This window comes from Deinococcus proteolyticus MRP, from assembly GCF_000190555.1.
Lineage (GTDB): Bacteria > Deinococcota > Deinococci > Deinococcales > Deinococcaceae > Deinococcus > Deinococcus proteolyticus.
On sequence record NC_015161.1, the window covers coordinates 735,075 to 753,087 of the forward strand.

At 67.3% G+C, this 18,013-nt stretch carries 15 protein-coding genes and 1 pseudogene; 9 read left to right on the forward strand and 7 right to left on the reverse strand.

Going from position 1 to position 18,013, the window contains the following annotated elements:
- Positions 1-84: 84 nt before the first annotated feature.
- The 4 genes from DEIPR_RS03640 to DEIPR_RS03655 all read right to left on the reverse strand — a co-directional run bounded on the left by DEIPR_RS03640 (position 85) and on the right by DEIPR_RS03655 (position 5,848).
- Positions 85-912, reverse strand: coding sequence for a segregation and condensation protein A (locus DEIPR_RS03640; protein WP_013614483.1), 828 nt, complete (start codon positions 910-912; stop codon positions 85-87).
- 88 nt (positions 913-1,000) lie between these two features.
- On the reverse strand, positions 1,001-3,445 hold the full coding sequence (locus DEIPR_RS03645) for a PRC-barrel domain-containing protein (protein ID WP_013614484.1): 2,445 nt from the start codon (positions 3,443-3,445) through the stop codon (positions 1,001-1,003).
- Positions 3,446-3,822: 377 nt separating this feature from the next.
- Positions 3,823-5,088 (reverse strand): ABC transporter permease, encoded by a 1,266-nt coding sequence (locus DEIPR_RS03650; protein WP_013614485.1) that lies wholly within the window; start codon positions 5,086-5,088, stop codon positions 3,823-3,825.
- Entirely contained in the window at positions 5,078-5,848 is a 771-nt protein-coding gene (locus DEIPR_RS03655) for an ABC transporter ATP-binding protein (RefSeq protein WP_013614486.1), read from the reverse strand. The genes DEIPR_RS03650 and DEIPR_RS03655 overlap by 11 nt, the downstream gene beginning before the upstream one ends.
- A 226-nt stretch (positions 5,849-6,074) precedes the next feature.
- On the opposite strand from DEIPR_RS03655, the pseudogene DEIPR_RS14795 reads away from it, so the two are divergent.
- From DEIPR_RS14795 to DEIPR_RS03675, 3 genes and pseudogenes are all read left to right on the forward strand, one after another.
- A pseudogene (locus DEIPR_RS14795) lies at positions 6,075-6,563 on the forward strand (transcriptional regulator); the annotation flags it as partial.
- 495 nt (positions 6,564-7,058) lie between these two features.
- The gene (locus DEIPR_RS03670; protein ID WP_013614488.1) at positions 7,059-7,412 is read left to right on the forward strand and encodes a cyclic-di-AMP receptor; all 354 of its coding nucleotides are present in this window, start codon (positions 7,059-7,061) and stop codon (positions 7,410-7,412) included.
- Entirely contained in the window at positions 7,412-8,335 is a 924-nt protein-coding gene (locus tag DEIPR_RS03675) for a histone deacetylase family protein (protein ID WP_013614489.1), read from the forward strand. Before DEIPR_RS03670 ends, DEIPR_RS03675 begins: the two co-directional genes overlap by 1 nt.
- A 132-nt stretch (positions 8,336-8,467) precedes the next feature.
- Here DEIPR_RS03675 and DEIPR_RS03680 read toward each other — a convergent pair whose 3' ends face one another.
- Both DEIPR_RS03680 and DEIPR_RS03685 read right to left on the reverse strand, forming a co-directional pair.
- Entirely contained in the window at positions 8,468-10,090 is a 1,623-nt protein-coding gene (locus tag DEIPR_RS03680) for an ATP cone domain-containing protein (protein WP_013614490.1), read from the reverse strand.
- Between the two features lie 107 nt (positions 10,091-10,197).
- Positions 10,198-10,812 (reverse strand): TetR/AcrR family transcriptional regulator, encoded by a 615-nt coding sequence (locus tag DEIPR_RS03685; RefSeq protein ID WP_013614491.1) that lies wholly within the window; start codon positions 10,810-10,812, stop codon positions 10,198-10,200.
- 318 nt (positions 10,813-11,130) lie between these two features.
- Here DEIPR_RS03685 and DEIPR_RS03690 point away from each other — a divergent pair, with 318 nt between their 5' ends.
- Together DEIPR_RS03690 and murA are read left to right on the forward strand one after the other, a co-directional pair.
- Entirely contained in the window at positions 11,131-12,117 is a 987-nt protein-coding gene (locus tag DEIPR_RS03690) for a C40 family peptidase (RefSeq protein WP_245532718.1), read from the forward strand.
- A gap of 397 nt (positions 12,118-12,514) precedes the next feature.
- A complete protein-coding gene (gene murA / locus DEIPR_RS03695; RefSeq protein ID WP_013614493.1) occupies positions 12,515-13,801 on the forward strand; it encodes a UDP-N-acetylglucosamine 1-carboxyvinyltransferase in 1,287 nt (428 codons plus the stop codon).
- A 173-nt stretch (positions 13,802-13,974) separates the two neighbouring features.
- Here murA and ald read toward each other — a convergent pair whose 3' ends face one another.
- Positions 13,975-15,084, reverse strand: a complete 1,110-nt coding sequence (gene ald, locus DEIPR_RS03700) for an alanine dehydrogenase (RefSeq protein ID WP_013614494.1) — start codon at positions 15,082-15,084, stop codon at positions 13,975-13,977.
- Positions 15,085-15,304: 220 nt separating this feature from the next.
- On the opposite strand from ald, the gene DEIPR_RS03705 reads away from it, so the two are divergent.
- From DEIPR_RS03705 to DEIPR_RS03720, 4 genes are all read left to right on the forward strand, one after another.
- A complete protein-coding gene (locus tag DEIPR_RS03705; RefSeq protein ID WP_013614495.1) occupies positions 15,305-15,775 on the forward strand; it encodes an Lrp/AsnC family transcriptional regulator in 471 nt (156 codons plus the stop codon).
- An 85-nt stretch (positions 15,776-15,860) separates the two neighbouring features.
- A complete protein-coding gene (locus tag DEIPR_RS03710; protein ID WP_013614496.1) occupies positions 15,861-16,616 on the forward strand; it encodes a peptidylprolyl isomerase in 756 nt (251 codons plus the stop codon).
- Positions 16,617-16,702: 86 nt separating this feature from the next.
- The gene (locus DEIPR_RS03715; RefSeq protein WP_013614497.1) at positions 16,703-17,233 is read left to right on the forward strand and encodes a phosphatidylserine decarboxylase; all 531 of its coding nucleotides are present in this window, start codon (positions 16,703-16,705) and stop codon (positions 17,231-17,233) included.
- Entirely contained in the window at positions 17,230-17,775 is a 546-nt protein-coding gene (locus tag DEIPR_RS03720) for a PH domain-containing protein (RefSeq protein WP_013614498.1), read from the forward strand. Before DEIPR_RS03715 ends, DEIPR_RS03720 begins: the two co-directional genes overlap by 4 nt.
- The last annotated feature ends 238 nt before the right edge of the window (positions 17,776-18,013 follow it).

Consider the following 18,013-nt stretch of genomic DNA (forward strand, 5'->3'; position numbering starts at 1 on the left):
AAGGTTTCGGGCAGAGCATTGTCAACCGTGCGGCGTCGCCTCACTGCGGAGCTGCGCCCGCCTCCACGAATTTCTGGAGAGCTTTTAGGGCGCAGCGGGCGGCGCGCTTTCAACATTCCCGCTGCCCAGTTCGACCTGAATGTCGCCGTAAGGCTCGGCCTGCTCGGCCCGCAGCTCGCCGGTCTTGACCGCTTCGAGCAGCGCCGCGAAATAGGTGGTGCGCTCGCCCCAGTCCTGCGCGGTGATTCCACTGAAGCTGAAGTGCCGTAGCCGCCGCCCGAAGGCCAACAGGGCGCTCAGTGCCCCTTGCAGGCTGAGGCGTTCGCGGGCCAGCAGGGGAACGTCCACCTCGCGTACGGCGGCGCGGGCGGCTTCCAGCAAACGGCGCAGGTTCTGCCCCTGCCGGGGGGGACGCTGGCGGCGCGGCAGGTCCAGCCCCGGCCGGGGCACCGGGGCTGGAATCAGGCCGCTGCGCTCTGTGCGGCGCTGGCTGAGAAAGTGCACCGCCCGGTCCAGCTCGGCCAGGGCTTCTACGCCGCCAGCCACGTCGTCCCAGGCTTCGGACCAGTCCTCGGTCTCCCCGTCCCCCTCCTCTGAGGGCGGGGCTGGTGGCAGCAGGAGCCGCGCCTTGAGGGCAATCACCGCTGCCAATGGGGGCAGCACCTCGGCCGGCGGGCGGCCCTCCTGCCAGGCGGGGTGCTGCCTGAGCCAGGCCAGCACCGCTCCGGTCAGCTCCAGCAGCGGCACCTGTTCGGGGGTCAATTCGCCCGACCGCAGTGCCGCTGCCAGGTCACCCAAACTGCCTTCGAACGGCTCTGCGCCGGGCCGCACCAGCTGCACCCGGTAGGGCAGCAACTCGTCCTCTGCCAGAGCAGCGGGAGGCAGCAGGGTAAGGGCAGTGGACTGCGTCATTCGGCGGCCATGATAGCGGCTGGGTAGGCAGTGGCAGGGCGCCGGTCCCGCAAAGGAGACCCCGGCACCCTACCCGTACTGGCCTGCCTTACTCGCCGCGCCGCACGGCGCTCAGCAGTTCGCGCAGCACGCCCAGGCGCTTGGCTTCGGCCACTGCGGCAGGAGTGACCCGTCCGCCCTCGGCCAGGACCACCTCACCGCTTTCGGCCCGTACCGTACGCTCGACCGGCCAGCCATAAGCCTGCTGCACGATGTTCTCAATGGTGGCCTGATTGAACCCCTCAGCGCTGTCTGCGCTCTGGGCCAGCGCTGGCTCGTGGGCCTCTGCGTTTGCCAGAGCCGCAGCTGTATCTGGCGCAGCTGTATTTGCCACAGTCTCGACTGCCTGAGCGTAGGCCGGCGGCTCCTCACCCGCCGGCTGCAGGGGGTCGGCTGTCAGCTCGGTCTGGGGCAGCGCTGGCTGGGGCGCGTGGTGCGGTGCTGGAGCAGGGTGGGCCAGCTCGGCCCGCAGTTCGCCGGCCGTTTCGCTGAGGTCGGCCTGGCCGCCGACCGGTTGCAGGGGGTCAGCGGCTGGAGCCAGCGGAGCGGGCCCCGTCAGGTCCAGGTCTACCGGCTGGGCCAGCAGTGGGGCGGGCGGCTGCTCGTCCTGCGGGAGGTCGGTCAGCTGTGGAGCGGGGCCACGGAGGACCAGGGTTTCTCCCTCGTCCGCTGCGTCCGGCGTGGGGGCAGCCTGTGCCTGCACATGGGTCTGGCGCTGCACTGTCGGCTGCGGCGCGGGACGGGGAGGCAGTGCCGAGGAGTGCTCTGCGGCTTCTCTTTCTCTAACCTGTGCCTGCTCCTGTGGCAAGGCCGGCTCTGGCGGCGCCGTGACCGGTGCGCCCCATTGCTCGTAGACCTGGACCAGCTCGCGTTCGCTGGGGTCGTGCAGCAGGTCCTCGCGGCGGTCGTCCAGCCAGCGGCGGGCCTTTTCCAGCAGGCCCGGTTCCGGCGCCGGGGTCGGCTCGCTGAGGTGGACCACCTGCTCCGCCCGCGCCCGTATCGGCCGGTCCTGCGGCTCCGGGCTGGGCACCGCCGTCAGGCGGCCCTCTCCGCCCGGAATCAGGTCCACGTCTGCGGTTTGCGCCTGGACAGGCGGCTCCGGCTCGGGCATGTGCAGCGGGGCCGTGTCCAGTGGGGCTGTGTCCAGTCGGCCCATGTCCAGTGGAGCTGTGTCCAGCAGGTCCGGGCTGCCGGGTTCGGCTGCGGGCGTGGGCATGGGCGCAGTCATGGGCACAGTGGCGCTGGGGTTTTCTTCCAGCTCGGCGGGTGGTGTGGTGTCCGTCACTGCGGGTGCAGCTGTTGTGGCTGCAGGCGTTGCTGGCCGGGGCAGCAACGTGTCGGCGCTGCGGCGCTCGTACTCGCCCAGGTCCAGCGGCTCGGCGGCGGATTCGGTGCCTTCCCGCAGGTGCAGCTGAATGTCTTCCAGCATCCCCAGTTCCTCAGCGCGGGTCAGCACGGCAGGCGTAATCATCTGGCCCTGTGCGGCCAGCAGGTTGCCCTGGGCGTCGGTCACGTCCTCGCGCACCCGGCGGCCCACCATCTCGCTGAAGCTGAGCAGCGCAGGTTCGCCGGGCTCTGTCAGCGGCTCGGGGGTAGCCGGTGCGGCCGGTTGAGGAGCTGCTTCTGCCTCCCGCACCGTGGCGGGCGGCCCGGCTTCCACGGCGCTTCCTTTCTCGGCTCCGGCTGCATCCTCTTCGGGGGTCTTCTCGGCGGCCTCCGCTCCGGCCACTTCCTCGGGGCTGAGCGAAGTGCTGCTCAGCACCATCAGGCGGCCGGAGCGCTCGGCACGGGTGACCTGTTCGTCGGTAATGGGTTCGCCCTTCTCGGCCACCACGGTGCCGTCGGGCAGGATGATGCTGGTTCCGGCGATGCGGCCCACCAGATAGTCGCGCTGGCGCTGCGCCGCCTGCTCGGCCAGCTCCTCACGGCTGTAGTCGCCGCCCAGCTCGGCGCGTTCTTCGCCGGTAGGGGCAGGCCACCCGCCGCCGCTGCGGCGCATCTCTTCGGCCACGCTGGCCGGCACGATGGCCACGTCCTTGCCAATCTGCACGCTTTCAGGAGCAGGCACGAAGGCGCGGCCCCCGGCCACGTCCGCGAACAGGCCGCCAGTCACCTCGTAGCCTTCCACGCGGCCCGAGTACTCGTCGAACACCACGTCACCGATTTTGCCCAGGTCCTCGCCCTGCGAAGTCAGCAGCGTCATGCCGATCAGGTTCACCTTGGAATCCATGATTTCCTTCATGCGGGCCTGTTCCTCGTCGCTGGCAGCGTCCTGCGCCGAGGTAATCATTACGGCGTCCTCGCCTACCGAGTACACGGCGGCGAAAGGAATGACGCGGTCGCGCCGGCGCAGCCAGCTGCCGCCCCCGTCCACCACCAGGCCCAGTACCAGATTGGCCCCGTGGTCGAAGACGATGTCACGCACGCTGTCTACCCGCTCGCCGGTGCTCAGGTCCACCACATGGCGTCCCAGCAGTTCTTTGCCCTTGATCATGTTTACCTCGTATTCCCGCTTGCCGGGGAAGGGGGCCGCGGGAAGCCCAAGCTGCCCGCCGGAATAAAGCTGTGGCCGCGAGTTGCGGCGTGCTGCCAAAATCTCAGCTTAGCCGCTGAGCGCCAGATGAACCCAGATTAAGGCGCAGGGCCGCTGGGCAAGATGTGTGCTTATTCAGGTCCATTTTTACCTTTGGACGGCGGGGCCACTGCTCAGGTGTACAAAAACCTCTCCGTATCCGGATACTTCCCACCCAGCGTCCGTCTCAAGCGGGACTTGCCGCCGCCTCAGCCGGGGCCAGCGCCAGCACGGTGGGGCTGGCGGGCTGGTGGGCTGGTTGAGCGCAGGTTGGTGGAGACGGGGGAGGATGGGCAGCCTCAATTCCGGAAAATCACCTCTTCGCGTGAAAAGGAGCGCAGCGCCAGAGCGCCCAGCAGCAGCGTGCCGAGCAGATTGGCTCCCAGCGAAAGCCATAGCTGCGGCCATTTCAGGGTGCCGGTCACAGCATCCATCACGCTCAGCATGGAGCCAAACAGCGGCACGGCGTAAAAGGCGGAAGCGAAGCCGTCGCTGAATTGCAGAAACAGTGCGGGCACCACAATCAGCAGTGACAGCGGTGTCACATAGGTCTGCGCTTCCTTGTAGGACCGGGCGTAGATGCTCAGGGCAATCAGCAGCGCACTGATGAGCAGGGCGGCCCCGGCGGCACTCAGCGCCAGCCCCAGCACACTGCCTCCGCTCAGGGTCAGCTGTCCGCCGAACGCCTGCGACAGCTCGGCCTGCATGCCGCCGCGCAGCAGCAGATACCCGGCGATAAGTCCGGTGCCCAGAAAGCCCAGCACGCTGAACAGGGCCGCCACCAGTGCGCTGAGGGTCGTTGCCAGCAGCTTGCCCGCCACCACCTCGCCCCGGCGCACCGGGCTGACCAGCAGGCTTTCCAGCGTGCCGCGCTCCTTTTCTCCAGCTGTGGAGTCCAGCGCGGTCGCCATCGCCCCCGACAGGATGAAGTTCAGCATCAGCAGCGGAATCAGGAAGGCCAGCTGCCCGCTGCTCGCCTCCTGCGCGGTGGCGGCGTCCTGCGGGTCCAGCGTGACCGGCGAAAGGTCTTCTTCGCTCAGGCCCGCCGCTTCCAGCCGTCGGGCTGCCAGGCGGCGGTTGTAGTTGTCCACGGCCGCTTCCACCTTGCCCAGCGCGCCGGTCTGTGCAGCCAGCGAGTTTAGCTTGGCAAACACCTGCACCGCAGCGGGCGCGTCGCCTTCACGCTGCGGCAGCGGCGCTGTGACGCGGATGACGGCGTCCACCTCTTCGCTCTGCACGGCCTGGCGGGCGGCTTCGGGTGTGGCGGCGGCCAGCGGCACCAGCTCCACGCCGGACAGCGCCGGTTCAGCGGTCTGGGTCGCTGCCCCCGCGCCGCCCCGTTCCAGCTCGGCCCGCAGGCCAGGCGGCAGCGTACCCATGACCCCCACCTTCTGCCGCTCCTGTGCCTGCCCGCCGATAAACTGCCCCAGCAGCAGCGGCATTCCCAGCATCAGTGCGGGAATCAGCACCAGCGGAATCAGGACCGTGCCCAGCAGCGTGCGGGTGTCGCGCAGCGTGGACAGCAGGTCGCGGGCCGCCACCCGCCAGACAAAGTCAGAGCGCATGGGCCGCTCCCACCTGCGCCGCTTCATCCTGCTCTACCAGCCGGAAAAAAGCCTGCTCCAGCGTCCCGGCCTCCGTGCGTGCCAGCAGCTCCGGCTGGGTGCCCTCGGCCAGCAGCCGGCCTCCGTGCAGCACGGCCACCCGGTCACAGACCTCTTCCACCTCGCTCATCACGTGGGTGGAGTACAGGGTCAGCCGCCCTGGCCGGCGCGCCGCCGCCACCCAGTCCAGCAGGGCGCGGCGGGCAAAAATATCCAGGCCGCTAGCCGCCTCGTCCAGAATCAGCACCGCCGGGTCCTGAATCACGGCGCGGGCGATGGTCACCTTCTGGCGCATGCCGGTGGAGTACTCGCCGGCCCGCGTGTTCAGCGTGCGGCCCAGGTCCAGCGCAGCGTCCAGCTCGGCAATGCGTGCCTCCGCCTGTGCGCGGCCCAGGCCATAGAAGCCTGCAAAGGAATGCAGAATCTCGCGGCCGGTCAGCCGGGCGGGCAGGCCCATCCCCCCGTTCACCACGCCGATGCACTGCCGCACCGCGTCCGGCTGCCGGGTCACGTCCAACCCCGCCACCGCCGCCGTGCCTGCGCTGGGCTGCAGCAGGGTCGCCAGAATCCGCAGCAAGGTGGTCTTGCCGGCTCCGTTCGGTCCCAGCAGCCCGAACACCTGCCCACCGTCCACGCTGAGCGTCACGCCGTCCAGCGCGGTAAAGGAACCGTAGCGCTTGCTGAGCTGCTTCAGCTCCAGCAGTGGGGGAGAGGGGGTCATGCGGGCAGTCTAGAGCGGGGCGAGTTGGCGGGGTGTCAGGTTCCGGGCCTGCGTGCCCGCGGCGAGAAAGAGCCCGGCTGTTGGAGCGGAGTGCCCGGGGCGCTGGACATGGGTGGGGATGTCTGTCCCCGGCCCGCTCCTATGCGGCATACTGTCAGGGTTAAACCGTCCGCGTCCGCCACGCCACGTCATCAAGCCGCTCACGCGGCGCCCCACGGAGGAACCCATGTTTAACCCCCCCACGCTGGAAGACCTGCAGGAAACCCGCCGCGCCAATGAGAAGCTGGTGCTTGAAGCGCTGGATTCCAAGCCCGAATGGGTCGAAACCGAACTGGCCAAGACCACCGGCCTGGCCCTGTCGCACCTGCGCGCCGCGCTGGCCAGCCTGCTGGACCAGGGCCGGGTGCGCCGCCTGCCCGGCACCGGCACCCGCGCCGTGTACGGCCTGGCCGACCCTGGCCTGGCCGACGTGCCCGCCACCCCGCTGACCGAAGACGCCCTGCGTATCCGCGAATATCTGGAAGGCCGCGCCGACTCCGCACTGTACATGAGCGACCAGCTGCGCCTGACCCGCGAGGAAGTGATGGCCGCGCTCTCGCTGCTCAACGCGCACGGCATGATCACCTGCACTTTCGTGGGCAGCCTGGTGATTTTCCGCCTCAAAGAGCAGCAGGCCCTGGACGCCGAAGCCGCTGAGGCCGCCGCTGCTGCCGAAGCGGGCGTCGCCCCCGATGACGCGGCCAAGCCCGCCGCCAAGAAGGCCGCTGCACCTAAAGCCACTGCACCGAAAACCGTTGCCAAGAAAGCTGCTGACGCGGACGGGGCCGACCCTGCCAGCTCGGCAGCCAAGCCCGCCAAGAAGGCCGCTGCCCCCAAAGCTGCCGCCAAGCCCGCCGCCAAAAAGGCCGCTCCGAAAAAGGCTGCCTCGAAGGATGCGGGCCGTGAGGACACCGAAGCTGCGGCCTCTGCTCCGGCAGTCACAGCCGAGCCTGCGGGAGCAGAGCCGGAATCGGCCGAGTCGGCTTCGGCTGCCAAGAAGCCGGTGGTCCGTAAGCGCGTGAAAAAGCCGCTGGCCTGAGCGTCTCCGCCCTAGCCCGGAGCAGCTTCTCCCCAGCAGCTCCACCCTCGCCCTGCCTTCTGCAGAGAAGAGGGCAGGGCTTTTTCCGTGCCTGCCCGGAGCATGCTCCTGGGCCTCTGCTAGCATGGGGCCATGCCTTACTCTGCCGTCCCTGCCGAACTGCTGGTGCTGGCCGTGATTCAGGATGCCGACGTGCCCCGGCTGATGCGGGCGTTGTCGGTAGCTGGCCTGGACGCCACGCGGCTGTCCAGCTCGGGCGGCTTTCTGCGCGAAGGCAACACCACCCTGATGATTGGGGTGACCCGCAGCCGGCTGGACGAACTCAAGGACATCATCACGGCCAGCTGCCGCACCCGCAGCCGCATGATGAGCCCGGCCATCCCGCTGGCGGAGCAGGGCGAGGGCCTGGCTGCCGAGCCGGTGGAAGTGGAGGTGGGCGGAGCCGTGCTGTTCGTGCTGGGCCTACAGGAGTTCGTCAAGCTCTGATGCAGCAGGCTGCGTCGCTGCCGGAGTTCACCCACCCGTTCCGCGCCTACAGCCCGGCCGACTTCACCTTTCCGCTGCCCGAAGGTCACCGCTTTCCGCAGTACAAGTACGAAGGGGTGCGCCAGCAGCTGACCGGCCGGCTGCCCATTCTGACCACGCCGCAGCTGCGCTGGGCCGACGCAGGCCGGGTCCACGATGCCCACTTCCTGCGCCGCTGGCGGCGGGGCGAGGTGCCGCGCAAGGAAGAACGCGAGTTCGGCCTGCCCTGGTCGGAGGAGGTGGTGGTGCGGGCCATGCGGGCCGCTGGCGGCAGCCTGGCCGCGCTGCATGACGCCCGCGCCGTGGGCTGGGGCGCCAACCTGGCAGGCGGCACCCACCACGCCTTCGCTGACCGCGCTGGGGGGTTCTGCTTGGTGAACGACGCCGCCATTCTCACCCGGCTGGCCCTGGACGAGGGCTGGGCGCAGCGGGTGGCCGTACTGGACCTGGATGTCCATCAGGGTGACGGTACCGCAGCGCTGCTGGAACACGAGCCGCGGGCTTTTACACTCAGCATTCACGGCGAACGCAACTACCCTTTTCGCAAGGAGCGCAGCAGCCTGGACCTGGGCCTGGGCGACGGCGTGACCGACGCTGAATATCTGACGGTGCTGAGGACCCAGGCTCTGCCTGCCCTGGAAGCCTTCCGCCCCGACCTGTTGCTGTATCTGGCGGGTGCGGACGTGCTGGCCGGCGACCGCTTTGGCCGCTTCGCCCTCACGCTGGACGGAGTGCACGAGCGCAACCGCCGCGTGCTGACCTGGGCGCGGGACGCCGGGGTGCCGGTGGTCAGCATGATGGCGGGCGGCTACAACGCCGACCACACCCTCACCGTGGCCGCACACGCCAGCGTGGTGGAGCAGGGCCTGGAAGTCTTCAGATAGGCAGAGGGGATAGGCGGGCGTCCTGTCTGCCGCTCCACCATGACCACTACCGCTACCGCTGTGCCCCGCTCTCGGCGGACCGGACAGGCGCTGCCGCTTGCGGAACAACGCCCCACCTCTGTGTCCAATGCTCTAGGAGCTGGCCAGGTCCTTTTCCTCAGGCGGCGAGCCTGGGGCGGTCACCGCAGTGCCGGACACGCCGGAGAGGCTGCTGGCGTATTCCAAAAAGCCCATTTCTTCCTCGTCGCCCTCGCCATACAGGTCGTCACCCAGTTCGCGCAGGGCTTCCGGCAGCTGCGCCAGCACGATATCTACGGTCCGCTCGGCCTGTTCGTCCAGCGACAGGTGGTCCAGTATGGGGACTCCCTGGCGCTCGGCCACCCGGACCAGATATTCCTGTAGCCCGCGAATCTCCTGAAAGCTCTGCAAGTAACGGCTTCCTTCCCGCGCCGCCGCTTCCTTTTCACGCCGGGCGAAGCGGGCGCGGTGCTCGTCCTCGTCGGGGATAGTCAGCAGCACCGGCACCACGATGGCTGCCTCGGCCAGCTGCCCGTCCAGAAATCCGGGAACCAGATGCACGCCCTCGGCCACCAGGTCGGCGTTCTCGTGGACCAGCCGCCGGGCGATGGCATTCAGTCCCACCGACACCTGCCGCGCCTGCTCCCGGAACCCGATTTCCAGTGCCAGCCGGTCGGGGTGGTCGGGGCGCTCCTCGCCGGGAGGCAGCAGGTGCTTCCAGGCCTGAAAGGTACTGGTGTGCAGCGTAGGCATCAGCTGCGGCGACACCATCGCCCGCATGACCTCACGCACCGAGTCGGTGTTGATGATGCGGGGAATGCCCAGGCGGTAGGCCACCTCGGACGCCAGGTGCGATTTGCCGGTGCCCGATACTCCCCCAATCAGGACCAGCAGCGGCCGTGGCAGGTGCCGGATGGACCGCAGCAGTCCGTAGCGGGCGCTGACATGTTTGCCCGCCTCGTCGCGTAGCCGGCGCTGGACCATGCGGCGAATCTGGGCACGGGTCACCACCCGGTCTTCTTGGCCTTGCAGGTCGCGCTGCACGGCGCGGGCCAGGGTGCGGGCAGCGTCGGGCGCGGCTCCAGCGGCCAGCAGCGACTGCATCAGGATGCCCTTGCTAAACGGAATCGGCTGCACCTCTTCGGGGCTGTCGGTGCTGATTACCCCCACCCGGCCCTGGTGGCTGAGGGTAAAGCGGTAGGTGCGCGCGAAATGCTCGCCGTAGTTGCGGGTCAGAATCTCGGCGGCGTAGTCCTGCAGCTCCTCGGCGCTCACCTCTCGCAGGCCCTGCTCGCGCAGGTACAGGTCCACCTGCCGGGCCGCCGCGTAGGCTTCCTTGGTGTCCAGGCCGGTGTCGTCCAGCCGCCGCGCCAGCACCGACCGCGAGAACGGCATCTTGCCGCTGGCCGATCGCACCTGAATATCCTGAAAAAAGGGCGTTTGCTGCGCCACCTTCCGCGCCAGCGAGCGGCTTCCCTGCGCCCTGGTGACCCGCACCAGCAGGGCGTGCAGGTCTTCTACGCGGATAGGGCTCAGGGCGTGGTCGCGCAGGTACTGCTCCACATACCGGGCAATGCTGGCCGCTTCCTTGCGGCTGGCACCGGCGTGCAGCAGGGTCCGAATCAGCAGGCCCCGGCTGAAGGGCCAAGCGTGCTTGGGCGGCCCCACCAGCAGGTCCAGCGGTTCCTTGCGGGCTCCTTTTTCGCTTTTGTCCAGCTTGCTCTTTTTGCTGGCCACTCGTGTCCCTCCTCTCTGCCGGGCTGGCGCCCCCTGAGCTTATTCTCTGCCGCCGGCTGCGCGGGCCGCTTCAACAGGGCGCAGTCACGACCGGCGCCTGCACCGAATCAGGAACCTGTCCCTTGGCGTTTGAGTGCCCCGGTCAGCAGCAGGTCCAGCGACAGCCGCAGTTCGTCGTGCAGGCTGCGGCCAGTGCCGTAGGCGCTCCAGCGCAGTGCGACCAGCAGGTAGGTGTCGGCAATCAGGTTGCTCATGCGGGCCAGGCTCAGGTCCGAGCGCAGCTCACCCGCGTCGTGCAGGGGCCGCAAAATCAGTTCCACCACGCCGCTGAGGCGCAGGGCCCGGTACGCGGTCTGGGCCCGCTCCGGATTGGGATTCATGACCTCGTAGGCCAGCGGTGGGAACAGGTCACGCTCCCGCGTGTTCTCGTCGGCCAGCAGGGACCAGATGTCGTACAGCACTTGCAGCGGCGGCTGACCCTCATCCAGTCGGCGCCCGGCCTCGGCCTGCAGCTGCTCGACCACCAGGCTGCCGTAGTCGAGCAGCACCGCTTCCTTGTAGGGGTAGTAGTTGAAAAAAGTGCCGCGCGAAACCCCGCTGGCCCGGGCAATCTCGGTGGCCGTGGTGTTTTCGAATCCGCATTCCTTGAATAGAGCGATGGCGGCCTCGTAAATCTCGCTGCGGCGCCGTTCCTTTTGGCGTTCGCGAAGGGAAAGTTCCATGAATGGCTGACAGCATAGCGCGTGACCGCTCGGCGGAGAGGAAGGGGCTGAGCAGCAGTCGGCGGGCGCGGGGCTTTGCCGTTGGGCTGCCTGGTCAACCTGTCCCTATCATACGGAGCGAGACTCCCTGTCCCTGTCTGGGTCCCTGTCTGGGGCGCTACCTGGACAGGAGAGAGAGACGCAGGAGATGAGAAATAGCCCTTGGCAAACTAAGTGATGGATGTTACCGTGGGTGGGCAAAGTCTAATTGTTCCATGAAGATTGAACCCGGGCAGCAACTTGCGCTGAGGTGGGCTGCCCCCGAAAGAGAGTGAGCCTATGCCGATAACTGCTGACCCATTGTCCCTTTCCGGTGTTCGTCTGTCCTCTGCCCTCCTGTCTGGCCTGATGTGCTGCCTTCCCGTGGCCGGCAGCGCTGCAGCCCAGGGCGCGTTTGAACAGGTCCAGCCTGCCGCCGAGGCCCCCCGGCACCTGTTCTCGTACAATGAAATTACCGTGCAGCGCGGCGACACCGCCTACAGCCTGGCCCGCGAGTATGGCCTGAGCGTGCCGCAGCTGCTGGAACTGAACGGCCTGAGCACCCACGACCTCGAAGTGGGGCAGGTGCTGAAGGTGGCGGCCATCGCGCCCCATCAGGTGGTGAAGGGGGACACGCTCTACAGCCTGGCCCGCACGAACGGTGTCACGGTGGAAGCCCTGCAGTCGGCCAACAGCCTGTCTGGCGACACCATCGAAATCGGGCAGTGGCTGGCGGTGCCGGCCGCGCCTCAGGCCCGCCCCATGCCCGCAGAAGTGCTGGCGGCAGCGCCAGCTTTCTCGGTCACCCACTCGTCCTCAGCGCCCAGCGCTGCAGAACCTGAGGCTGCCGACCTCACCGGCTGGCGCCGCAACGCTCTGGCGATGCTCAACACGCCCTATGTGTACGGCGGCAACTCGCCTTCAGGCGTGGACTGCAGTTCCTTCGTGGTGCGGGTCTTCCAGCCGCTGGGCCTGTCACTGCCCCGTACCAGTGCCCAGCAGGCGCAGGTGGGCCAGCCGGTGGCCCGCGCTTCACTGCGCGGCGGTGACCTGGTATTTTTCGATACGGTGGGGCGCGGCAGCGTGACCCACGTTGGCATCTACCTGGGCGATGACCAGTTCGTGAATGCCAATTCTTACTATGGCCGCGTGGTCATCGACAAGTTGGAGGGCGACCGCTACTGGTCGCCCCGTTACTTGTCGGCCCGCCGGATTTTGGACAGCGGTACAGTGGCCCGCCTGAACAGCGGTGTGCAGGTGGCTCTGCGCCCCGGCCACGCCGACTGAGCCTGCTCCGGCGCCGGCCCAGTTGCCCCGGAGGGCTCCGGCTGCACGCCGACCCCCAGACCGGCTTTTCCTGGCGTCTGCCGAAGGGTCTGGCAAATGCCAGGAAAACCAGGCTGCCGACTGACAAAGGCCTGAAACTTTCCTGTGAAACTATCTGTTCATTTCAGGCTTTCAACCCGGTCTAACGTGACTTAACGCACGTAAGGGCCGGAAAATGAGGCCGGTATATTCGTGGACACTCTCTACTCACGCTGCTACTATGCGGCTTGAGATTGGTTTCCCTCACATAGTTGGGGGAAACGGGGGTTAAAACAGTACAGACCCCCATGGCCGTTGGCCAGCGGTCGGCTTTTCACTTTACTTCCCCGCTGCCCAGCAGCACCCGAAAGGAACAACCATGCATCTATCCCCACTGCGTATCCAAGGCGGTCGTCCCCTTGGAGGAGAGTTGGCTGTCCAGCCCAGTAAAAATGCCGCCCTGCCCATCCTGGTGGCCAGCCTCCTGAGTAGTGAGCCTATTACCCTGCATGGCATTCCCCGGCTCAGCGACGTATACACCATTCTGGAACTTGCCAGCCACGTGGGCGCCCGCCACGCCTGGACCGGGCCCAACAGCCTGACCATCCACACCCCCGAGCTGCTGCACACCGACGCGCCCTACGCACTGGTCAGCAAGATGCGTGCCTCGTTCATCATGATGGGTGCCCTGCTGGGCCGCGCCGGTGAAGCCACCGTGAGCATGCCCGGTGGCTGCGCGTTCGGATTCCGCCCGGTGGACCAGCACGTCAAGGCCTTCCGCGCCATTGGGATTGACGTGACCGAGGACGGAGGAAACTTCCAGGCCAGCCGGGGTGCGAATTTCGGTGGCCGCTTTGTTTTTGAGATGCTGACGGTGGGCGGCACGCATAACGCCATCCTGGCCTCGGTGCTGGGCGAGGGCACGCACGTGACCCTGGAGAATGCGTCCATCGACACCGACGTGGTGGACCTGATCGGCTTCCTGAACTCGCTGGGAGCCGACATTCGTGGCGCGGGCACCAACACGCTGGACATCTACGGCGTCAAGGCCCTGCGCGGCGGCGAATACCGCGTGATTCCCGACCGTATCGAGGCCGGCACCTTTATGCTAGCGGCAGCCGCCACCCGCAGCCGCCTGACCCTGACCGACCTGCGCCCCGACCACGTGCGCTCGCTGAGCAGCAAACTGGAAGAAATGGGCGTACAGATCACCGAGGGCGCTGACTCGCTGGTGGTGGACGCCACCCGCGGCATTCTGCGCCCGGTGGACGTGACCACCCAGAGCTACCCTGGCTTCCCCACCGACCTGCAGCCTCAGATGAGCGCCCTGCTGGCCACTGTGGACGGCACCAGCATCGTGCAGGACCCGGTGTACAAGGACCGCCTGACCCACGTGGCCGAGCTGCAGCGCATGGGCGCCGACATCAAGGTGAGCGGCTACACCCAGATTATCCGTGGCGCTCGCCTGCGCGGCGCTCCCGTCAAGGCCGCCGACCTGCGCGCCGGCGCCTCGCTGTTCATCGCGGCACTGACCGCCGACGGCGAAACCGTGATTGACGGCGTGAAATACCTCAACCGTGGCTACGAAAACCTGGCCGCTCGCCTGCGCAGCATCGGCGCCGACGTTCACCAGCCCGAAGTGAACCTCGCGTCCGCGATGGACTGATAGGGTGTGCGGGGTTCTCGCTGTACATGAAGCGAGAAGCCCAGCCAACAAGCTTGGTGGGAAAATATGTGCTGCGCGGCATGGAGGGAGCTGAGACGCTTCTTACGCACCGCAGAAACAAAGGACCGGGAGCCGCCCGATGGAGTGGCTCCCGGTCCTTAAGCTTTGCCGCCTTACGCGCCCAGCACGCTGCTCGGCTCGCTCCAGTTCATCCCGAAGGCTTCGGCCACCGGCTGGTTGGTCAGCTGGCCGGCGTGGGTGTTCAGGCCCAGCAGCAGCGAGGCGTTGCGCTCCAGGGGCTGCACACCGTGTTCGGCCAGGCTGAACACGTAGGGCATGGTCTGGTTGGTCAGCGCCAGGGTAGAGGTGCGCGGCACTGCGCCGGGCATGTTGGCCACACCGTAGTGGATGATACCGTCCACCACGTAGGTGGGGTCGTCGTGGGTGGTGGCGTGAATGGTTTCCACGCAGCCGCCCTGGTCCACGGCCACGTCCACAATCACGGCACCTTCGGGCATCAGGGCCAGCATGTCACGGGTGACGAGGTGCGGGGCCTTGGCGCCTGGAATCAGCACCGCGCCAATCAGGAGGTCGGTCTGCGGCAGCAGTTCGCGGAGGTTCGCTTCGCTGCTCATCATGGTGGTGATGCGCCCGAAGAACACGTCGTCCAGGTAAGCCAGGCGGCGCTGCGACACGTCCAGAATGGTCACGTGAGCGCCCAGGCCCATCGCCATCTTGGCCGCGTTGGTGCCCACCACGCCACCGCCCACGATGGTCACGTTACCTGGCTTTACGCCGGGCACGCCGCCCAGCAGCACGCCGCGCCCGCCCACCGGCTTTTGCAGGTGGTAGGCCCCGGCCTGCACACTCAGGCGGCCGGCCACTTCGCTCATCGGCATCAGCAGTGGCAGGCTGCCGTCACTGTGCTGCACGGTTTCGTAGGCCACAGCTGTGGTGCCGGCGGCCAGCAGCGCGTCAGTCAGGGGGCGGTCGGCGGCCAGGTGCAGGTAGGTGAACAGCAGCAGGTCGCTGCGCAGGTAGCCGTATTCGCTCTCGACCGGCTCCTTGACTTTCACGACCATCTCGGCGGCCCAGGCGTCGGCGGCGCTGCCTAGCTCGGCTCCTGCCTGGCGGTAGGCCTCGTCGCTGAAGCTGCTGCCAACCCCTGCGCCGGCTTCCACCGTCACGCGGTGCCCGCGCCGCACCAGCGACTCCACGCCGCCGGGGGTCATGGCGACGCGGTTTTCCTTGACCTTGATTTCTTTGGGAATACCGATATGCATAGTGTGTCCTCTCCGGGCCTTTGGGGCGGCCCTGCACTGGTCTGTCCGGCACGGGCGCGCCGGGAAAGAAACCCTGTCCGTCTGGCTGCGCCCATGCCCGAGTAATGAAGTGATGCCGCAATCTTAGCCTTGTGCCGGCTGTAGGGGATTGCGCCTGGTGGCCCATCCGGCTGGCCTATGCGCAATAAAGCTGCTCGGAATTGCTAAACTGTGCGGGTTGATGGCGCAGATAGAACTGGACGACACCGATATTCGCCTGCTGAACATCCTGCAGCGGGATGGCCGCATCGCCAACACCGAGCTGGCCGACGAGGTGGGCCTGACCCCGGCCCCTACGCTGCGGCGGGTGCGCCGGCTGGAGGAAGCTGGACTGATTCGGCGTTACGTGGCCCTGCTTGACCCGGAAATGATTGGCCGCAGCTTTCTGGTCATGGTGCGGGTCACGCTGTCGGGGCAGACCAAAGCGGGCTTCGAGACCTTCGGGGAACAGATGCGCCGCCGTCCCGAGGTGCTGGAGTGCTACCTGTGCCTGGGCGGCACCGACTATTTCCTGAAAGTGGCGACCCGTGACCTGATGGAGTATCAGCGCTTTCTGGTGGACGTGCTGGCGGCCAATCCGCTGGTGCAGCACACCGACTCCATCCTGGTGGTCAAGCAGGAGAAGCAGACCACCGCGCTGCCGCTGGAATAGCTCTGCCTACCCGGTTGGAGGCTGCTGTCAGCAAAAGAGTGCGTCAGGTAGGGAACATGTCAGACCGGCACCCTAAAATGGGCCCATGAAACAACTGATCTGGATCATCCCCGCGGCGCTGCTTGCTTCCTGCGCTCCCATGCAGCAGGGGGGCATGAAAGCTATGGAGCAGCGCGACGGTACCACCCAGGCCCGCTATCAGGTGCCCACCTCGGCCGTGATGTCCACTGCCGAAGCGGCGCAGAAAGATGCCGGCTGGCAGGCGCTGCCCTACCTGACCCCCCAGCGCACGACGGTATTCACCCGCGCCGAGCAGGTGACCGAGCCCGGCAAGCAGTACCGCGCCGTGCTGAACACCTCCCGCGGCCTGATTACCCTGGAGCTGTACCCCGACAAGGCTCCGCAGGCCGTGAACAACTTCATCTTCCTGGCGCGCAATCATTTCTACGCGGGCACCCGCTTTCACCGCGTGATTGACGGCTTTATGGCCCAGGGCGGCGATCCCCTGAGCACCGACAGTGCCCGTCAGGCTGACTGGGGCACCGGCGGCCCCGGCTACCAGTTCGCTTACGAAGTGAACAACGGCCTGAACTTCAACGAAGCCGGCGTGCTGGGCATGGCCCGCAGCGCCTCGCCCGATTCGCAGGGCAGCCAGTTCTTCATTACGCTCGCCCCGGCCAGCTTCCTGAACGGGCAATACACGGTATTTGGCCGCGTGGTCAGCGGAATGGATGTGCTGCAGGCCCTGACCAAGACTTCGGCCAGCGGGGCCTACGGCGAGCAGCCTATCCCCGGCGCTCAGGCCGACGTGCTGAACAGCGTGACCATTCTGACCCGCTGAGCAGGTGCCTGGACCGGGAGAGAGGACGCCGGGCTGCCTGGCGCCGCTCTCCCTTTTTTGTTTTGCAGCCTCTCTATACTTGCCCCATGAGGACCCGCAATCTGCTGGCCGGGCTGGGCGCTGCGGCGCTGGCCGGAGCCTACTATCAGCGCAGTTACCGTTACCGCGACCCGGTGCGCCTGCCTCCTGAGGGCGCTGAAGCCACTGGTTTGGTTGCCCCTGCTGACGGCAAAGTAATGTTCGTGCGCCGCACCGAGGACGGTTGGCGGCTGGGTGTGGCCCTGGACCCGCTCAGCGTGCGCTATGTCTATGCGCCGCAGGACGGGGAAGTGCAGGCGCTGACCCGCCAGCCGGTGCAGGGAGACGGGCCGGGCCGCCCGGCAGACGGGCTGCTGATGGCTTTTGGGGATGGCCTGGGCGTCTGCCTGGCAGCACCGAGCGGCAAGCTGGAAGCCCGCACTTATTTCGCAGCGGGCGACCTGGTACGCCGGGGCAACAAGCTGGCCTTCTTGGAGCGCGGTGGCCCAGTCTTGTTGACGTTTGGGGCGCAGTTCCGCCCGGCGGTGCGGGTAGGGGAGCGGGTGACAGGCGCGCAAACAGTGGTGGCGCGTGGATGAGTGAACTGGCTTCTCAACCCTTAGACCGTCACCCTCCAAATCAGCAACCTGTGCCGCTGGCCCGCGACCACGCCCCGCTGCTGTGGGCAGTGTTGGGCCTGAGTGCTGCGCTCATGCTGGCGCTTCCCTGGCTGCCGGGTGGCGATAAGCCCTTGCCCCCGCTGCCAGCCGCTCTGCTCAGCCTGAGCGGGCTGGCATTGCTGGTCTTTTTTGCCAGCTTGCCGCGCCGTCTGGGCTACGCCTTCACGCCGGAGGGCTTGCGGGTCAGCCGCTTTTCGGGCACGCAGGTCTGGCCGTATGCCTCGCTGGAGGTCGTGTCGGTGGGCGGCGAACTGGGCCTGAAACTGGGCGGCGTAGGCGTGCCCGGCTATTACACGGGCACCTACGGCTGGCGGGGGCCAGAGGCGAAGGCAGTGCAGGCGCTGGCGTCCACCACACGCGGCGGTGTACTGCTGCGGCGGAAGGGGACACTGCACTACCTCACGCCCGCAGACCCGGTGGGTTTTGTAGAGGTCCTGGGGGAAGCGAGTTCAAAGCTCTAAACTCGCTTCATGCCCCGCAAGCCGCGCACCTACTGGACAGACCGCGCTGAATTTTATGTGGTGACTGGGCGCTTGCAGCATTACGCTTGTTTCCACTGCTGCAAAGCTTTCAAGCAGCCGTTTGGGTCAGGTGAACGCCTTTGCCCGCAGTGCCGCTGGCCCATGACCAATATGGGAACCGACTTCAAAGCGCCGCCGCAAAAAGATACAGGGCAGTGGCGCAAAGTTGAGGCGTTGG

Excerpts from the sequence above, each read along its gene's own strand:
- DEIPR_RS03640 (WP_013614483.1), bottom strand. The coding sequence starts at position 912 with ATGACGCAGTCCACTGCCCTTACCCTGCTGCCTCCCGCTGCTCTGGCA.
- DEIPR_RS03645 (WP_013614484.1), bottom strand. The coding sequence starts at position 3,445 with ATGATCAAGGGCAAAGAACTGCTGGGACGCCATGTGGTGGACCTGAGC.
- DEIPR_RS03650 (WP_013614485.1), bottom strand. The coding sequence starts at position 5,088 with ATGCGCTCTGACTTTGTCTGGCGGGTGGCGGCCCGCGACCTGCTGTCC.
- DEIPR_RS03655 (WP_013614486.1), bottom strand. The coding sequence starts at position 5,848 with ATGACCCCCTCTCCCCCACTGCTGGAGCTGAAGCAGCTCAGCAAGCGC.
- DEIPR_RS03670 (WP_013614488.1), top strand. The coding sequence starts at position 7,059 with ATGCCTTACTCTGCCGTCCCTGCCGAACTGCTGGTGCTGGCCGTGATT.
- DEIPR_RS03675 (WP_013614489.1), top strand. The coding sequence starts at position 7,412 with ATGCAGCAGGCTGCGTCGCTGCCGGAGTTCACCCACCCGTTCCGCGCC.
- DEIPR_RS03685 (WP_013614491.1), bottom strand. The coding sequence starts at position 10,812 with ATGGAACTTTCCCTTCGCGAACGCCAAAAGGAACGGCGCCGCAGCGAG.
- DEIPR_RS03690 (WP_245532718.1), top strand. The coding sequence starts at position 11,131 with ATGCCGATAACTGCTGACCCATTGTCCCTTTCCGGTGTTCGTCTGTCC.
- murA (WP_013614493.1), top strand. The coding sequence starts at position 12,515 with ATGCATCTATCCCCACTGCGTATCCAAGGCGGTCGTCCCCTTGGAGGA.
- ald (WP_013614494.1), bottom strand. The coding sequence starts at position 15,084 with ATGCATATCGGTATTCCCAAAGAAATCAAGGTCAAGGAAAACCGCGTC.
- DEIPR_RS03705 (WP_013614495.1), top strand. The coding sequence starts at position 15,305 with ATGGCGCAGATAGAACTGGACGACACCGATATTCGCCTGCTGAACATC.
- DEIPR_RS03710 (WP_013614496.1), top strand. The coding sequence starts at position 15,861 with ATGAAACAACTGATCTGGATCATCCCCGCGGCGCTGCTTGCTTCCTGC.
- DEIPR_RS03715 (WP_013614497.1), top strand. The coding sequence starts at position 16,703 with ATGAGGACCCGCAATCTGCTGGCCGGGCTGGGCGCTGCGGCGCTGGCC.
- DEIPR_RS03720 (WP_013614498.1), top strand. The coding sequence starts at position 17,230 with ATGAGTGAACTGGCTTCTCAACCCTTAGACCGTCACCCTCCAAATCAG.